Here is a 17,075-nt window from a genome sequence, read left to right on the forward strand (position 1 = left end):
GGGCTTTCTTTGGCCCTTGTGCGGGGGGCGGGCCACCGCCCCCTGTCTGTTTGTGTTTTTTCGGGGCCGGGGCGGGGGCCGAGCCCGGAGCGCGCCGGAACGTTTCTGCTGGCTCTGCGCCGCTCCTCCTCCCACCACCCCCTTCTACTTTCCATGCCCCCACGTGATTGGTGGGAGGAGGAGAGCGCGGGGGTCAGGTGGGCGGGGCTCGGGGGGTGCCTGGGGTCTGCTCGGGGTGGGCGTGGGGTGCGGGGCCGTGCCCGTCAGCGCCACCGGGCCCGGCGTGGGCGCCGGGGCGGCGGGCCGCGTGGGCGGGCCGGGGACGGACGGCGACACCGAGGGTGGCCGGGGAGTCGCCCGTCACCGCGATGTCCCCTTCCCGGTCGGTGCGCAGCACGGTGGCGCCGAGTGCGCGCAGGTGGTCGACCGTCCTCGGGGACGGGTGACCGTACGGGTTGCCCTCGCCGCAGGAGATGAGGGCCAGCCGGGGCCGCAGGGCACCCGCCAAGTCCCAGTCCTGGTGGGCCGATCCGTGATGAGCCACCTTCACGACATCGGCCTTCCCCATCCGGCCCAGCAGTGCCGACTGGGCCTGCGGTTCGAGATCTCCGAGCAGTGCCATCCGTAGTCCTCCTGTCAGTGCCACCATCAAGGCGACGCTTGCGTTGTTCGGGCCCGGCGCCTCGACCGCCGAGCCGGGGACGGGCCACACCACGTCCCAGGCCAACCCGGCGCCGGCCGACCGCCGTTCACCTCGACCGGCTCTCAGCAGCGGGAGGCCCGCGCCTGCCGTCCAGCTCGCCACCCGGGCGGCCTCGCCCGGTGGATCGTCCAAGGTGGTGCCCTCGACCGCGCCGACCCTGCGGCCCCGCAGCACCCCCGGCACGCCCTCGACGTGGTCGGCGTGGAAGTGCGTCAGCAGCAGTAAGGGAACCGTCGTGATGCCGAGGTCGCGCAGGCATCTGTCCGCGGCGTTCGGATCCGGCCCGGCGTCGATCACCACCGCGCTGTCCGGCGCCCCCGCCGCGAGGGCCAGCATGTCTCCCTGTCCGACGTCGCACATCACCAGCCGCCACCCCGGCGGCGGCCAGCCGGTGGCGATCCGGGTGAGCTGCGGCGGGCGCAGCAGCACGGCCAGCAGGACCGCCGTCAGCGCCCCCGTCACCAGGGCCCGCGCCCAGCGCCGCCGCCCGTACGCCGGCAGCGGGCTGCCGGGCCGCGCCCGTCGGGGCAGCAGGAGCGGCGCCGCCCAGCAGCCGGCCAGGACGGCCAGCGCGACCGTCGCCGTCCCGAACCACCCTCCCGGCCAGTCCAGTTGGCCGCCCGAAATCCCGGCACCACGGCGTGCCACGAGGGAGAGCCAGCCGGCCGGCACTCCGGCCGGTTCCGCGAGCAGACGGGCGAGGTCCGGAAGGAGCGGCTGCAGGGCGAGCACCCCGAAGCCGAGCAGCGTCGCCGGGGCCACCGCCGGCTCGGCCAGCAGGTTGCAGGGGATCCCGACCAGGCTGATGTGCCCGGACAGCACCACCGTCACCGGCGCGCACAGGGCCTGGGCGGCCGCCGTGGCCGCGAGCGCGCCTGCCAGGTGGTACGGCCAGCGGCGGGCCCGCAGGGCCTCGGCCCAGTGCGGTCCGAGGACGAGCAGCCCGGCGGTGGCGAGCACCGACAGCAGGAAGCCGAACGAGCGGGCCAGGAACGGGTCCAGCAGGACCAGCACCAGGACCGCTCCGGCGAGCGCGGGCACCGCCTTGCGGGGACGGCCGGCGGCCAGGGCCAGCATGCCGATCAGCCCCGTCCCGGCGGCCCGCAGCACGCTGGGCTCGGGCCGGCAGACGGTGACGAAGGCCAGGGTCAGCGCGGTGCCGAGCAGCGCACCGGTGCGCAGTGACAGCCCCAGCAGCCCGGCCAGCCCGTGCCGTTCCGGGGTACCGGCCTGCCCGGGCGCGCCCAGCAGCGCACCGAGGACGATCGCCAGGTTGGCCCCGCTGACCGCCACCAGGTGGACCAGGTCGGTGGCCCGGAAGGCGTCGTCGAGGTCGTCGGGCAGTCGAGAGGTGTCGCCGACCACCAGCCCCGGGAGCAGCCCGCGCGCGTCCGCCGGAAGTCCGTCGGTGGCCGTGCGCAGGCCTTCGCGCAGCCGGCCGGCGATCCGCTGGGGCAGGCTCGGCGGCGCCAGCTGCCGGGGCTGCCCGTGGACGACCAGCAGCGCGGCCGACTCGGTGTCATGCCCCTCCCCCGCCGGCCGCACCTCAACCTCCGCCGCCAGCCGCTGGGACGGGAGCACCCGCTGCCAGGGCTCGCTCCGCGCCCCTCGGACCATGACCGTCACCGGCGTCCGCGTGCGGGTGCTCCGCCCGTCCGGGAGCGGGGTGACGCGGTCGGCCACCGCCTCGACGGTGAGGAGCGTCTGCCCGGCGGCGGGGCCGCCCCGGGAGGTGTGGGCCTTCGGGTCCCCCGTGATCGTCAGCTCCACCTCCACCACCGGGGACGGCGTTCCCGGCTCGGCGGCCACGGACGCGCGGGCGAGCTCCGGCAGCGGCCCCCGGTGGAGGTCGGAGGTGTGCAGCGGGGTGGCGATCGCGGCCGCCGCGCCGGTGAGCAGGACGGCGGCCAGCGTCGCCGAGGACCCGCGCCGGCGCAGGACCCCCGGCCGGGTGAGCAGCAGGACGGCCGCGAGCGCGGCAAGGCCGGCCGCGGTGAGGGCGAGGGCCTCGTACCCCGGTTCCAGGCCGAGGAGCGCCGCCGTGACCGTCCAGGCCGAGACGGCGGGCAGCAGCAGCCGGAAGTCGGCGCCCGCGGAGCGGGGCGCAGCGGCCGGACCGGCCGGCGCGGTGGCGACGGACATGGCGGTACCTCCCTTCGGTGGCCGGGGAAGCGGGCGGGGACGGCGGCGGTGGCGGCGTCAGAGGGTGAGGAGCGGGCGGAGTTCCGCGTACGTGCGGGCGCCGATGCCGCTGACCTGCCGGAGTTGGTCGAGGGAGCGGAAGGAGCCGTGCGAGGTGCGGTAGGCGAGGATGCGCTGGGCGAGGGTGGGGCCGACGCCGGGAAGGGTGTCGAGCTGTTCGAGCGTGGCGCGGTTGAGGCTGACGGGTGGTCGGGGTGCGGCGGGGCCCGGAGGCCCGCTCCCGCTGCCGACGACGGCCGGGGCGGGGGCGGGCGCCGGTTCGCCGACCAGGATCTGCTCACCGTCCGTCAGGATGCGGGCCAGGTTGAGGCTCCTGGTGTCCGTCTCCGGCAGCGGTCCGCCTGCCGCCCGCAGGGCGTCGGCCACCCGGGAGCCGCCGGGCAGGGTGTGCAGGCCGGGGAGGTGGACCCGCCCGCCGATGTCCACCACGACCTCCGCCCCGGTACCGGCGGCAGGCCCGGCCCTGGGGTCGACGGCGGAGGCGTCGGCGGGAGCGGGCGGCTCGGCCCCCGCCGGTGCCGCGACGGCCGCCGACGCGGGCACCGCGACCGTCTCCGGCCGGGCCAGCCAGAAGTGCTGTACGGCGTAGCCGACCGCGAACAGCAGCAGGATGGCCAGCCCGGCCACCGCGCGCCGGTCGAGCGCCAACGCCGAACCGAGCGGGGGGAACGAGGCGGTTGAGGGGACTCGCGGACGTGCCCCGGCCTCCGGTGGATCCACGGCGTCACCCGGATCCACCGTGTCACCCGGATCCGGCGCGGCACCCGCGTCCGGCGGTGCCGGCACCGCCGCCGGCACCGCTGCCTGCGACGGCAACGACGGGCCGCCGGCCGCCGCCGCCCGGCCCCTTGTCGGTGATGCGGCCGACCCCGGGGAGCCCCCGCCGACGCCGCCTTCCGGCTCGTCACCCGTCGGCTCGCCACCCGCCGGCAGCAGCGCGGCCATCCGCAGCCGTACCGTCTCGTTGATCGCATGGCGCTTCGCCGCGCCCAGGCCCATGGTCGTCATGCCGAGGACGGTAGGAGTCCTCCGGCGAGCGCGCGGAAATCAATCAAACCCTGTGGACAACCCGGGGGTTGTGGATAAAAAGTGTCACTCACAGGAGTGAGCAGGGCTGTCCGAAATTGACCAGCCGACCAAGCAGCCAGCCGACCGGGCGACCAGGCGACCAGCCGGACCGCCCCACACCGGCAACCACCCGCACCACTCAGCGCGGCGCGACCACCACCGCCAGCAGCCCCGGCCCGACGTGCGCGCCGATCACCGCCCCCACCTCGCCCACGTACAGCTCCCGCAGCCCCGGCACCCGGGCCCGCAGCCGCTCCGCGAGCGGTTCGGCCCGGTCCTCGGCCGCCAGGTGGTGCACGGTGATGTCGACCTCCTGCTCCCCCGACCGCTCGACCGCGATCTCCTCCAGCCGCGCGATCGCCCGCGACGCCGTCCGCACCTTCTCCAGCGGCTCGATCCGCCCGCCGTCCAGGTGCAGCAGCGGCTTGACCGCCAGGGCCGAGCCGAGCAGCGCGCGCGCCGCCCCGATCCGGCCGCCGCGCCGCAGGTGCTCCAGGGTGTCGACGTAGAAGAACCCGCTGGTCCGGGCCGCCCGCCGCTCGGCCGCCTCGGCCGCCTCCGCCAGGCCCTGCCCGGCCTCGATGGCCTCGGCCGCCGACAGCACCCCGTACCCGAGCGCCATCCCGACCAGCCGGCTGTCCACCACCCGCACCGGTACGGGCGCCTCGGCGGCGGCCAGCCGGGCGGCCTCGACGGTGCCGGACAGTTCGCCGGAGATGTGCACCGAGACGATCCCCTTCGCCCCGGCCTCGGCGGCCGCCCGGTAGGTGGCGGCGAAGGTCTCCGGGTTCGGCCGGGAGGTGGTCACCCGCTGCTTGCCGCGCAGCGCCTCGGCGACGTCCTTCGGGGAGATCTCGACGCCCTCGCTCAGGACGGAGTCACCGACCGCGACGCTCAGCGGGACCACCGTGATCCCGTGCCGGTCGAGGGTCTCCTGCGGCAGATAGGCCGTGGAATCGGTGACAAGCGCGAGGTCGGAGGGCATGAGCGGGAGGTTACTCCCCGCCGGTCCGGGAGGACAGCGCATGGTCCGGGCACCGGCCGAAGGCCTCGCACCGCCCCGCCGGCTCAGCCTGCCGAGGGCCCCGTCGAAGGCCCGGCCGAGGGCTTGCGCAGCCGCTGCGCCAGCTTGGCCAGCGGATCGGCGAGCCCGAGCAGCTCCTCGGCACTCGCACGCCCCTTCCCGTCGGTCAGCCGGGCCCGAGCCGCACTCCCGGCCGCGCCGCCGGAACCGGCGGAACCCGCGGAACCCGCGGAACCCGCGGAACCCGCGGAACCGGCAGAGCCCGAGGCACCCGGAGCACCCGAACCCTTGCCGGAGGAAGCACCCCCCGCGGTGTCCCAGTGCCGCAGCGCCCCCGCCTCGCTCTCGCACTCCTGGCTCAGCCGGCTCAGCTCGTCGTCCGCGAACCGCTGCATCCGGTCCTGCGCCGCCCAGCGCATGGTCTCCGCCGAGTGCGTGATCCGCTCGGCCCGCTCGCGCAGCTCGGGCAGCTTGGCGGCGATCCGCGCGGTCTCCGGCTCGCGCTCCAGCATCCGCAGCTCGCCGTCGAGCTCGGCGGCGTGCTCGTCGAGCCGCTTCAGCAGGGCGAGCGACTCGCCGAGCTGGCCGTCCTGCGTGAGGCCGCTCTCCAGCACCTGCCGGGTGCCGTCGAGCGAGGTCCGCAGGCGGAGCCGGACGGAGGCGATCTGTGCGGACGGGCCGACCTTGGTGTACGTCTTCGCCTTGAGGGTGGCGGTCTCCACGGCCCGGCGGGCGTTGGCCTCGTGCTTCTCGATCTTCGCGCCGACGGCCTTGGCGGCCTTGACCGTGCCGACCACGGCCAGCACCATCACCGCGACCCCGAAGAGCAGGACCAGGCCGATCATCACGCCGAACACGTCCATCGCGCGCCACCTTCCGCCGTCGTTCCGGCCCCCACCGGGCCCAACGCGGGCCGCAATTGCCGAGGGTTCCACGGTAGCCGCCGGAAGCCGTCCGGGGGCAGCCCGAGCGGCCCCCGCGGACGGAGATCAGGGTCAGATCCGGGATCTCCCCGAGGGTCCCCGACCGCCCCGGAAAGCCCCCGCGAGCACCCTCCGGCCCCTCCGCGAAACACCGGGCGGAAACCGCCGGCCCCTCCGCGCAACGCCGGGCGGAAACCGCCGGCTCCTCCGCGCAACGCCGGACGGGAAGCCCCTCCGGCCCCCACCTCCCGCAAAACGCCGGGCGGGCGCCCCGAAGGACGCCCGCCCGACCGCTCCGCGCTCGCTGCCCCGGCAGCCACGCACAGCCGCACTCGATCCGGCACAGCCGCGCTCGACCAAGCTCAGCCGCACTCAGCCGGTGACGATGTTCACCAGCTTCGGCGCCCGCGCGATCACCTTCCGCACCTCGGCCCCGCCGATCGCCGCGACGACCGCCGGCTCCGCCAGCGCCAGCGCCTCCAGCTCGGCGTCCGAGATGCCCGGCGCGACCTCCAGCCGCGCCTTGACCTTGCCCTTGATCTGGACCACGCAGGTCACCGTCTCGTCCACCACGTACGCCGGGTCGGCGACCGGGTAGTCGGTGTGCGCCAGCGAGTCGCCGTGGCCCAGTCGGCGCCACAGCTCCTCGGCGATGTGCGGGGCCAGCGGGGCGACCATCAGCACCAGCTGCTCGGCCACCGCCCGCGGCGTGGAGCCGCGCTTGACCAGGTAGTTGTTCAGCTCGATGGCCTTGGCGACGGCCGTGTTGAAGCGCAGCCCGGCCATGTCGCCGCGGATGCCGTCGATCGCCTTGTGCAGGGCGCGCAGCGTCGCCTCGTCGGGCGCGTCGTCGGTGACGACCAGCTCGCCGGTGGTCTCGGAGACGACGTTGCGCCACAGGCGCTGCAGGAAGCGGTACGAGCCGACGACGGCGCGGGTGTCCCACGGGCGGGAGACGTCCAGCGGGCCCATCGACATCTCGTACAGGCGCAGGGTGTCGGCCCCGTACTCGTCGGCGATGTCGTCCGGCGCGACGGCGTTCTTCAGGGACTTGCCCATCTTCCCGGCCTCGCGCTTGACCGGCTCGCCCTGCCAGAAGTACTGGCCGTCGCGCTCCTCGACCTCGGCGGCGGGCACCGGGAAGCCGCGCTCGTCGCGGTAGACGTCGGCGGTGATCATGCCCTGGTTGAACAGCTTGTGGAACGGCTCGACGGACGAGACGTGGCCCAGGTCGTGCAGCACCTTGTGCCAGAAGCGCGCGTACAGCAGGTGCAGCACGGCGTGCTCGGCGCCGCCGACGTACAGGTCGGCGCCACCGGCCGGCTTGGTCTCCGTCGGGCCCAGCCAGTACTTCTCGTTGGCCGGGTCGACGACCGCCGAGGAGTTCGACGGGTCGACGTAGCGCAGCTCGTACCAGCAGGAACCGGCCCAGTTGGGCATGGTGTTGGTCTCGCGGCGGTACTTCCGGACGCCGTCGCCCAGGTCCAGTTCGACGTTGACCCAGGCCTCGTTGCGCGACAGCGGGGTCTCCGGCGAGGAGGCGGCGTCGTACGCGTCGTAGGTGCGCGGCGAGTAGTCGTCGACCTCGGGGACCTCGACCGGCAGCATCGACTCGGGCAGCGCGTGCATGACGCCGTCCTCGTCGTAGACGATCGGGAAGGGCTCGCCCCAGTACCGCTGGCGGCTGAACAGCCAGTCGCGCAGGCGGTAGTTGACGGTGCCCTCGCCGATGCCGCGCTCGGCCAGCCAGGCGGTGGCGGCGGCCTTGGCGTCGACGACGCTCAGCCCGTTCAGCGACAGGTCGCCTTCGGAGCGGGCGGAGTTGACGATGACGGAGTCGTAGGTGTCGAACGCGTCGTCCCACTCGGCGGGGTCGGAGCCGCGCCCGTCGGTCGGCTCGACGACGCAGCGCATCGGCAGCGCGAAGGCGCGGGCGAAGGCGAAGTCGCGGTGGTCGTGGGCGGGGACGGCCATGATGGCGCCGGTGCCGTAGCCCATCAGCACGTAGTCGGCGATGAACACCGGTACGGACTCGCCGCTGACCGGGTTGACGGCGTAGGCGCCGGTGAAGACGCCGGTCTTGACCTTGGCCTCGACCTGGCGCTCGACGTCCGACTTGGCGGCGGCCGCGGCACGGTAGGCGGCGACGGCCTCGGTGGGGGTGGCGGCGCCGCCGGTCCACTCGGCGGGCACGCCCTCGGGCCAGGCGGCGGGGACGATCGAGTCGACCAGGCCGTGCTCGGGGGCCAGCACCATGTAGGTGGCGCCGAACAGGGTGTCGGGCCGGGTGGTGAAGACGGTGATCTTCCCGCCGTCGACGGCGAAGTCGACCCGGGCGCCCTCGGAGCGCCCGATCCAGTTGCGCTGCTGCAGCTTGATGGCCTCGGGCCAGTCCAGCAGGTCCAGGTCCTCGATCAGCCGGTCCGAGTACGCGGTGATGCGCATCATCCACTGGCGCAGGTTGGACTTGAACACCGGGAAGTTGCCGCGCTCGGAGCGGCCGTCCGCGGTGACCTCCTCGTTGGCCAGCACGGTGCCCAGGCCCGGGCACCAGTTGACCGGCACCTCCTTGGCGTAGGCCAGGCGGTACTCGCCCAGCACCTCGTCGCGCTCGGCGACGGACAGCTCGGCCCAGGCGCGCCCGCCCGGCAGCTCGCGCGCGCCGGACTCGAACCGGGCGACCAGCTCGGCGATCGGACGGGCCTTGCGGGCGTCCGCGTCGTACCAGGAGTTGAAGATCTGCAGGAAGATCCACTGGGTCCAGCGGTAGTACTCCGGGTCGATCGTGGAGATCGAGCGGCGCGGGTCGTGGCCCAGGCCCAGCCGGCGCAGCTGCTGGCGCATGTTGGCGATGTTGGCCTCGGTGGAGACCCGCGGGTGGGTGCCGGTCTGCACGGCGTACTGCTCGGCGGGCAGGCCGAAGGCGTCGTAGCCCAGCGTGTGCAGCACGTTGTGGCCGGTCATCCGCTGGTAGCGGGCGAAGACGTCGGTGGCGATGTAGCCCAGCGGGTGCCCGACGTGCAGGCCCGCGCCCGAGGGGTACGGGAACATGTCCATGATGAAGCTGTGCGGCTTCGCGGTGACGTCGCCGGCCGCCGGGTCGGCCAGCGCACCGGTGGGGTTGGGGGCGTGGAAGGTGCCCTCCTTCTCCCAGATGTCCTGCCAGCGGGACTCGATCTCGGCCGCCAGCGCGGCGCTGTACCGGAACGGCTCGGTCACGGTCTCGGCCGCGCCGGACGCAGGGGTCGTCTCGCTCATGGTCCTTCAAGCTCCATCGATGTCGGTTGGCGAACCGCACAGGCGGCCGGCCCGTGTACCCGGCCCGGGACGGGGTCGGGGGCGGAAAACAAAAAATCCCCTCGCAGGAGGGGACGCCACGCCGACTCCGGCACCGCCCGAGGGCTCAGCCGGTCCTGGTCAGCGCGGCCGGCTAAGGAGCAGGCGCACGGTTCGCATGGGCTCAGGGTACCGCAAGCGGGTCGGCGGGCTGCGGGGTGCACATGCCTGCGTGCGGCCCCGCACGCAGGCATGCGGGGCCGCACGGGACGGGACGGCGCGCGGGGCCGTACGGGACCGGCGCGCGGGGCCGTACGGGACGGGGCCGGAGAGCGGGTCCAGGCCCGGACCGCACCGAACTGAACCGGACCGGACTGCACCGCGCCGGACCGCGCCGGACCGGGCCGGAGATCCGGAGAGCCCTACCGCGCCGCCGCCCGCCCCGCCGCGTCGAACTCCCGCAGCGCCTTCGCCAGCCGCTCGGACTGCATCCCCGCCGCGAGCGAGCGCGCCAGCGCGGCGGTGCGGGCCGCCTCCCGCTGGTCGCCGAGCCTGCGGTGGGCCTCGGCGAGGCGCACCATGAGCAGCGCCTTGGAGCGGGCCCGTCCCGGCCCGAGCCCGGCCACGGCCTCGGCGAGCAGCACCTTCGCCATCCGGTACCCGCCGAGCGCCAGCCGTCCCTCCCCCACCATCCCGGCGACGCCGGCCCGGGTCTCCTCGGCGCCTGGCAGGCCGTCCAGTTCGGCGAAGGCCCGGGCGGCGGCGGCCTCGGCCAGCTCGGCCTCGCCCCGGCGGCCGTACGCGCGGGCGAGCCGGCCGTACTGGCGGGCCCGGGCGGTGGGGCCGAGCGCGGCTCCGTGGGTGTCCAGGGCGGTCGCGAGCGCGGAGACGGCGTCCAGTCCGCGCCCGCCGGGGCCCTGGGTGGCGAGGACGACCAGCGCGCCGAGCACCGCGACCCCGAGCCGGGGGTCGCCGCCGACGTGGGCGGCGCGCAGCGCGGCGACGAAGGCGCGCTGGGCGGCCGCGTCGTGGCCGAGGTCGTACGCGGCCCAGCCGGCCAGCCGGGCGAGTCTGCTGGCCGTGCCGTACAGCTCGCGGCCGAGCCGTTCGTCGTACGCGCCGAGTTCCAGCAGCTTGGCCAGCATGGCGAGTTCGGCCCGGACGGGGCCGAGGACGAGGCCGCCGCCGCAGGCCCGTTCGAGCTTCTGCTTGCTGCGGTAGGAGAGGCCGAGCTCGCCGACCAGCCCGGGTTCGACGCGCAGCGCGCCCTCGCCGCCGCCGACGGGCGGTGGCGGGGAGTCGAGGCGGGCGGCGGCCTGGTCGAGGTCGGCGCTGCGGAACAGGTCGGTGAGGCGGACCGGCCCGGCGTCGGTGGCGGCCTCGCGCAGCGCGGTCTGGGCGGTGTCGGCGGTCCACGGGTCGGTGAGCAGCCGGGGCGAGAGGATCTTGGCGCCGCGGTGGCCGCCCATCCGGCCCCAGAGCTGCTCGTAGGTGACGGCGATGCCGAGGGTCCGGCTGAGCACCTCGCAGACCGCCTGGTCGTGCGGGCTGCGCGGCACCATGCCGCGGTCGCGCCACTTGTACGGGGCGGTGGAGCTGATGGCGAGGCCCGGTGGCAGGGCGAGGCTCACCTCGCGGGCGAGCCGTTCCGGACTCCATCCGAGCTGGTGGAGTATCCGGGCCAGTTCCTCGTTCCGCCTTCGCTCCAGATCGGCCATGGCACGACGGTAGCGGGATTCCGGCCGCCGCGACCGGTGGCGCGGGCAGAACGGCGAAGAGCCGCCTCCCGTTTCCGGGAGGCGGCTCTCGACTGCTGTGGAGCTATGGGGAATTGAACCCCAGACCTCTTGCATGCCATGCAAGCGCTCTACCAACTGAGCTATAGCCCCTTGACCTGCGATGTCACCGTGGTTCCCGGTTGTTTCCGGCCGTTTCCCTCGGCGACATCGACTACTTTACACGGTCCTGGGCGTGCTCCTGAAATCCGTTTCCCGAGGTCCGCACCACGCGCCCCGGGAGCCCCGTCCGCGGAGCCCGGGGAGTCCCCCTTCCGCGCCCCGGGCGTGCGCCTCCCGCCCGGGGCGCACGACAACCGCGCACGCGCCCAGCTGACGTGCCGCCCGCCGCCCGCACCCGACCCCTGCCCTCCGCCCGCACCCGGCTGCGGCACCCCCGACCGCACCCCATCGCCCCACCGCCGCCCTACCGGCGACCCCACCCCCGCTACCGCGCCGCCCGCCGGCCGCGCACCGCGAAGCCCGCGGCCACCAGCACCGCCGCGGCGTCGACCAGCAGCGTGGTCCGCAACGCCGCCCCCGACTCGGCGGCCGGCGCCGGCAGGTCGACCTGGCCGAGGAACACCGAGCCCAGCACCGCGACGCCGATCACCTGGCCGAGCTGGATGACCGTCACCATCACCCCGCTGGCGTCGGCCGCGTCCTCGGGCGCCACCCCCGCGAGCGCCCGGGCGACCAGCGGCGCGTACGCGCAGCCGGCGGCCAGGCCGAGCGCGGCCATCTCCACCAGCGGCCCGGCGCCGATCTCCGCCCCGCCGCCGAGCAGCAGGCCGAGCAGCAGGTAGCCGCCGCCGAGCAGCACCCCGGCGAGCGCCGGCAGGATCCGGTGCAGCCGGCCGGGCAGCCGGTGCCAGTGCATGCTGGACACGCCGAAGCCGACGGCGACGGGCGCCGAGCAGAGCCCGGCCTTCAGCGCGGTGTGGCCGAGCCCGGCCTGCTGGTGCAGGGCGAAGGCGAACATGAAGCCCGCGAAGGCCGCCATGATCGCGAACAGTCCGGCGGCCGCGGGGCGCAGCCCGGGCGCGCCCAGCACCCGCCCGGAGATCAGCGGCTGTCCGCCGCGCCGGGCGATCCGGCGCTCGACGGCCACGAACAGGCCGAACAGCAGCACACCGGCCGCGATCATCGCCCAGCCCCAGACGGGCCAGCCCAGCTCGTGGCCGAGGACGAGCGGGACCACCAGCAGGCCGAGGGCCGCGCCGAGCACCACCAGGCCGGGGAGGTCGAAGCCCCGGGTGGCGTCGCCGGGCAGCCGGGGCAGCAGCCGGGCGCCGGCCGCGAGCAGCACCACGCCGATCGGCACGTTGACCAGGAACACCGGCCGCCAGCCGCTGCCGAACAGGTCGGCGCTGACCAGGACGCCGCCGAGCACCTGGCCGAGCGCCATGCCGCCGGCCAGCACCGCCGCGTAGAGGCCGAGCGCCCGGACCCGGGCGGCGCCGGTGAAGGTGCGCTGCACCAGGCTCATCACCTGGGGCACCATCAGGGCCGAGCCGGCCCCCTGGAGCAGCCGGAAGGCGATCAGCCAGCCGGTGGCCGGGGCGAGGCCGCAGGCCAGCGAGGCGGCGGTGAAGGCGGCCAGGCCGAGCTGGAAGAGCCGGCTGTAGCCGTACCGGGCACCGAGCCGGGCGCCGGTGATGAGCAGGACGGCGTAGGCGATGGTGTAGCCGGCGATGACCAACTGGAGGGCGGCTCCGGAGGCGCCCAGGTCGGTTCTGATGGTGGGGACCGCGACGTTGACGATGGAGACGTCGAGCACGGACATGAACTGCCCGCACAGGACGAGTGCGAGGAGCAGCCCTGGCCGTACCGCCGGGGCGCCGGTGGTGCCTGCGGCCGCGCGGGGCCGGGTCTGAAGGTCCATCATGGCAGCCAGCCTGGCCCCGTACCGGTACTGGTGGTTAGAGCCTGCCGATCCTGGTACCGGCAGCACCTGTATCGGCGGCCCGGGCTGCGGCACCATGGGGCCATGACCGTCCTGGAGGAACTGCCCGCCGCGGCCGGCGGGCGCGACCGCCGCCGTACCGAACTGGCCCGCTTCCTGAAGGCCTGCCGGGCGCGGGTCACCCCCGAGGACGTGGGGCTGCCGCCGGGGCTGCGCCGCCGCACTCCGGGGCTGCGGCGCGAGGAGGTCGCGCAGCTCGCCGGGGTCGGGGTCACCTGGTACACGTGGCTCGAACAGGGCAGGCCGATCAACGCGAGCGAGCAGGTGCTGCTGGCGGTGGCCCGGGCGCTGCGGCTGGACGGCACCGAGCACGAGCACCTGTTCCGGCTGGCCGGGGTGTCCGCCTCGGCGCGGGCGCTGCCGTCGGTGCCGGAACTGTCGCCGTCGATCCAGGTGATCCTGGACTCGCTGGCCCCGCTGCCGGCGGCGGTCTCCAACACCCGGTTCGACGTGCTGGGCTTCAACGGCCCGTACCGCGCGATGTTCGGCACCGACCGGATGCGCCCGTCGTGCGGGGTGGTGTTCAACAGCCTCTGGTGCATGCTGACCGCCCCGCCGTGCTGCAACCCGTGCGAGAACCGGGAGGAGACCCTGCCGCGGATGGTGGCGGTGCTGCGCTCGGCGTACGGCAAGCACGTGGGCGAGCCGGCCTGGGAGGCGCACGTGCAGCGGATGTCGGCGCGCAGCGAGCTGTTCCGGGAGCTGTGGGACCGCCAGGAGGTCGCGCCGCCGGAGCCCTGGCTGCGGGTGTTCCGCCACCCGGCGGTCGGGGTGCTGCGGCTGAACGCCACCTATCTGACGATGCCGGGCGTGCCCGAGTGCTACATCGTGGTGTACCTGCCGGCCGGCCCGGAGGACCGGGAGCGGGTGGAGCGGCTCGACTCGCTGCCGCCGGGCGGCTGGAGCCACACCTGCGAAGCCTGAGGCCGGCCGGGCCCGGAACGCCGGAAGGCCGCCACCCCTTGGGTGACGGCCTTCCGAACTGCTGTGGAGCTATGGGGAATTGAACCCCAGACCTCTTGCATGCCATGCAAGCGCTCTACCAACTGAGCTATAGCCCCGCGACACGGGCGACCCTGGCTGACCACGACCGCCGATGCGGAGTGGAGCTATGGGGAATTGAACCCCAGACCTCTTGCATGCCATGCAAGCGCTCTACCAACTGAGCTATAGCCCCGCACTCACCGGATCTCCCGCTTCCCTTCCGGGCCGCGTTCCTTCCCTGCGAACGAGGAAGACTCTAGCTGGTCAGGGCCGGAACTGCGAAATCCGCTCCCTCCGGACCCCGGCCGAGGGCCCCGAGAGGCCCCCGGCCCCCGGTGCCGCCCGCACCGGTACCGCTCAGGTGTCGTCGCCGATGACCGGCTGCGGGAGCGTGCCCGCGTTGTGCTCCAGCAGGCGCCAGCCGCGCGTGCCCAGGCCGAGCACCGACCAGCAGCAGTTGGACAGCCCGCCGAAGCGCTCCCACCGGGAGGGCTCCAGTTCGAGCAGCCGCCCGAGCATGGTGCGGATCGTCCCGCCGTGGCTGACCACGACCAGCGTGCCGTTCTCCGGGAGCTTGCCGACGGCCTCCAGGACCACCGGCACCGAGCGGTCGGCGACCTCGGTGGCCAGCTCGCCGCCGCCCCCGCGGCGCACCGGCTCGCCGGCCGCCCAGGCCTCGTACTCCTCCGGGAAGCGCTCGCGGATCTCGGCGTTGGTCAGGCCCTGCCAGGAGCCCGCGAAGGTCTCCCGCAGGCCCTCGTGGTGCTGCACGTCCAGCCCGGTGACCTCGGCCAGCTCCGCGGCGGTGCGCCGGGCCCGCTGGAGGTCCGAGGAGATCAGCAGGTCGGGACGGAGCCCGGAGAGCAGCCGGGCCGCCCGCTGGGCCTGCAGGACGCCCTGGCCGGTCAGCTCGATGTCCGTGGTGCCCTGGAAACGCGATTCGAGGTTCCAGGAGGTCTGGCCGTGCCGCCAGAAGACGATGCGCGGGCCGCGCGCGCCGCGGCTCAGTGCAGATCCTCGGGCTTGCCGAAGTCGTCGGCGGGCGCGACGGCGTTGCCGGCCTCGTCGTTGTGGGCGTCCGGGCGGTTGCGCGAGGCCACGGCGTCCTCGGGCAGCGGCAGCTCGGGGCAGTCCTTCCAGAGGCGGTCCAGCGAGTAGAAGGAGCGCTCCTCGGAGTGCTGGACGTGCACGACGATGTCCAGGTAGTCGAGCAGGATCCAGCGGCCCTCGCGCTCGCCCTCGCGGCGCACCGGCTTGATGTCCAGCTGCTCGCGCAGCTGGTCCTCGATCTCCTCGGCGATGGAGCGGACCTGGCGGTCGTTGTTCGCGGAGGCGATCAGGAAGGCGTCGGTGATCGACAGCACCTCGCTGACGTCGAAGGCGATGATGTTGTGCGCGAGCTTGTCGGCCGCCGCCTGCGCGGCGACGGTGATGAGCTGCTGGCTGTGGTCGGTGACGGTCACGGTGTTCTTCCGGCTCGGCGGCTTGGGGTGCCCCGGCGCACGGCCGGGGTCGCCTTCCAGGATCTCACGCCGCCCGGGCGGGCCCGGAACCGTTTTCCGGGCCCGCCCGGGCCACCGCACCGCGACACCCGGACCGCAGGAGCCCGGGCCGCCGCCCTACTGGTTCTTCGGCGGCTGGTAGTCCTTGCCGAGCAGGACCAGCAGGTCCGCGTTCTGGGCGTCGCCGGTCACCTTCTTCACCGCCGTGTCCGGCAGCCCGAGGCTGGTCGCCAGCGACTTCGCCGCGCCCTGCCGGGCGTCGTCGGTGTAGCGGATCTCACTGGCCGGCTGCGGGGCCGCCTTGGCGCCGCCCGGGATGAAGGTCAGGCCGGAGTTGACGATCTGGACCTGCGCGGCGGCCGCCGCCGCGTCGTTGCCGGTGGCGTCCTGGAGCGCGACCCGGACCGGGGCGTCGCCGACGGCCGCGGACTTCACGGTGCCGCCCAGCACGTCCTTGACCTGCTTGCCCGCGGTCGCCTCGTCCAGGCTGCCGTCCGGCTTGACGGTCAGCGCGGTGGTGCCGAAGTGGCCGTCCTTCGCCTGCTGGGCGAGCTGGACGAGCACGCCGGCGAGGGCGTCCTCGGGCAGCGAGGGGTCGAGCACCGCGTTCATCCGGTGCACGTCGTCCTTGGCGTCCTTGAACTCGGTCGGCATGGTGCGCACCACCGCGTCCAGGACCTGCCCGAACCGGGCCAGCTGGGCGTCCCGGTTCTCGCCGGGCGCCTGCCAGGTCGCGTACGCGACCGCGGCCTTCCCGCTGAGCATGGTGTTCTTCCCGGCCGCGGACAGCAGCTTGCCGTCCGGCTTGCCGCCCTCGTGGGTCTCGGCGTTGGTGTCCACCCGGACGCCGCCGAGCTGGGAGACCAGCAGTTCCAGGTACGGGGTGTCCAGCCGCCAGGTGCCGGCCACCGGGGCGCCCAGCACGGTGGACAGGCCCTCGCGGGTCGCCGAGGCGCCGATGCCGTCCATGGACTGGCCGACCGTGCTGACCGGCGGGTCCCCCGGGCCGGGCAGCCGCAGGTTGTCGGGCAGCAGCAGCACCGTGCCCTTCTTCCCGGAGGCGTCGTTGACCAGCAGCGCGCTGGACACCTTGCCCTGGAGGTCGCGCAGGTGGACGACGTTGACCTGGCGGCCGCCGGCGGCGGTGGCCGCGGTCGGCTTGTCGCCGGTCAGGAAGAGGTAGCCGCCGACGCCGCCGGCCGCGAGCGCCACCACCACGCCGAGGCCGATCAGCCGGTTGCGCAGCTTGCGGCGGCGCTCGGCGCGCACCTCGCTGCGGGACTCGGCGAACTTCAGCCAGTCGATGACGTCCTCGGTCTCCTCCGCCTCCTCGTCGACGAAGGTGAACTCGCCCGTGGTGTAGCTGTCCTTGGGCGCCTTGCTCCCGGCCTTTCCGGCCTTGCCGGCCTTCCCGGACCGCGCCCCGGCGACCTGCTCGGACGGCGGCCCGGCCTTGGCCGGCACCGCCTCCTCGGCGGGCCGGGGCACCCGCGGACGCGGCGGCGCGGCGGCGGGTGCCGCTGCGGCCGCTGCGGCGGCGGACTGCGTGGCGGCCTCGGCCCGCGACGGCGGCACCGGCGACGGCGCCTGCGGCTCGGCGGCGACCGGGGCGGCGGCCTGGTACGGCTGCTGCTGGTAGCCCTGGTAGCCCT

Annotated in this window: 11 protein-coding genes and 3 tRNA genes; 1 reads left to right on the forward strand and 13 read right to left on the reverse strand. The window is 74.9% G+C overall.

Annotated features, from left to right (window positions below; all coding sequences use genetic code 11):
* Positions 1 to 193: 193 nt before the first annotated feature.
* From ACFVHV_RS01475 to ACFVHV_RS01510, 8 genes are all read right to left on the reverse strand, one after another.
* Positions 194 to 2,845, reverse strand: a complete 2,652-nt coding sequence (locus ACFVHV_RS01475; protein ID WP_380348027.1) for a ComEC/Rec2 family competence protein — start codon at positions 2,843 to 2,845, stop codon at positions 194 to 196.
* A gap of 57 nt (positions 2,846 to 2,902) precedes the next feature.
* Positions 2,903 to 3,913: a helix-hairpin-helix domain-containing protein gene (locus tag ACFVHV_RS01480; RefSeq protein WP_380348029.1), complete on the reverse strand. Its 1,011-nt coding sequence runs from the start codon at positions 3,911 to 3,913 to the stop codon at positions 2,903 to 2,905.
* Between the two features lie 199 nt (positions 3,914 to 4,112).
* Entirely contained in the window at positions 4,113 to 4,958 is an 846-nt protein-coding gene (locus tag ACFVHV_RS01485) for a DegV family protein (RefSeq protein WP_359910987.1), read from the reverse strand.
* Positions 4,959 to 5,041: 83 nt separating this feature from the next.
* On the reverse strand, positions 5,042 to 5,860 hold the full coding sequence (locus ACFVHV_RS01490) for a hypothetical protein (RefSeq protein ID WP_380348031.1): 819 nt from the start codon (positions 5,858 to 5,860) through the stop codon (positions 5,042 to 5,044).
* Between the two features lie 432 nt (positions 5,861 to 6,292).
* Positions 6,293 to 9,178 carry a leucine--tRNA ligase gene (leuS, locus tag ACFVHV_RS01495; RefSeq protein ID WP_359910982.1) on the reverse strand — a complete coding sequence of 962 codons (2,886 nt, stop codon included), beginning with the start codon at positions 9,176 to 9,178 and terminating at the stop codon, positions 6,293 to 6,295.
* Positions 9,179 to 9,618: 440 nt separating this feature from the next.
* The gene (locus tag ACFVHV_RS01500) at positions 9,619 to 10,914 is read right to left on the reverse strand and encodes a hypothetical protein (RefSeq protein WP_359910979.1); all 1,296 of its coding nucleotides are present in this window, start codon (positions 10,912 to 10,914) and stop codon (positions 9,619 to 9,621) included.
* 98 nt (positions 10,915 to 11,012) lie between these two features.
* Positions 11,013 to 11,085: transfer RNA gene (locus tag ACFVHV_RS01505), tRNA-Ala, on the reverse strand.
* 334 nt (positions 11,086 to 11,419) lie between these two features.
* Entirely contained in the window at positions 11,420 to 12,859 is a 1,440-nt protein-coding gene (locus ACFVHV_RS01510) for an MFS transporter (protein WP_380348033.1), read from the reverse strand.
* 102 nt (positions 12,860 to 12,961) lie between these two features.
* On the opposite strand from ACFVHV_RS01510, the gene ACFVHV_RS01515 reads away from it, so the two are divergent.
* Positions 12,962 to 13,861: a helix-turn-helix transcriptional regulator gene (locus ACFVHV_RS01515; protein ID WP_359910974.1), complete on the forward strand. Its 900-nt coding sequence runs from the start codon at positions 12,962 to 12,964 to the stop codon at positions 13,859 to 13,861.
* Between the two features lie 64 nt (positions 13,862 to 13,925).
* Here ACFVHV_RS01515 and ACFVHV_RS01520 read toward each other — a convergent pair.
* The 5 genes from ACFVHV_RS01520 to ACFVHV_RS01540 form a co-directional block, all read right to left on the reverse strand.
* Positions 13,926 to 13,998: transfer RNA gene (locus tag ACFVHV_RS01520), tRNA-Ala, on the reverse strand.
* Positions 13,999 to 14,041: 43 nt separating this feature from the next.
* Positions 14,042 to 14,114: transfer RNA gene (locus ACFVHV_RS01525), tRNA-Ala, on the reverse strand.
* A 164-nt stretch (positions 14,115 to 14,278) separates the two neighbouring features.
* The gene (locus ACFVHV_RS01530) at positions 14,279 to 14,929 is read right to left on the reverse strand and encodes a histidine phosphatase family protein (RefSeq protein WP_359910995.1); all 651 of its coding nucleotides are present in this window, start codon (positions 14,927 to 14,929) and stop codon (positions 14,279 to 14,281) included.
* Positions 14,926 to 15,384: a ribosome silencing factor gene (gene rsfS, locus ACFVHV_RS01535; protein ID WP_380348036.1), complete on the reverse strand. Its 459-nt coding sequence runs from the start codon at positions 15,382 to 15,384 to the stop codon at positions 14,926 to 14,928. The genes ACFVHV_RS01530 and rsfS overlap by 4 nt, the downstream gene beginning before the upstream one ends.
* Before the next feature lie 156 nt (positions 15,385 to 15,540).
* Positions 15,541 to 17,075 (reverse strand): LCP family protein (locus ACFVHV_RS01540; protein ID WP_380348038.1); only part of this gene is annotated, 1,535 nt, incomplete at its 5' end.

Source organism: Kitasatospora sp. NPDC127116, from assembly GCF_042677365.1.
In the GTDB taxonomy this organism is placed as follows: Bacteria; Actinomycetota; Actinomycetes; order Streptomycetales; family Streptomycetaceae; genus Kitasatospora; species Kitasatospora lactacystinica.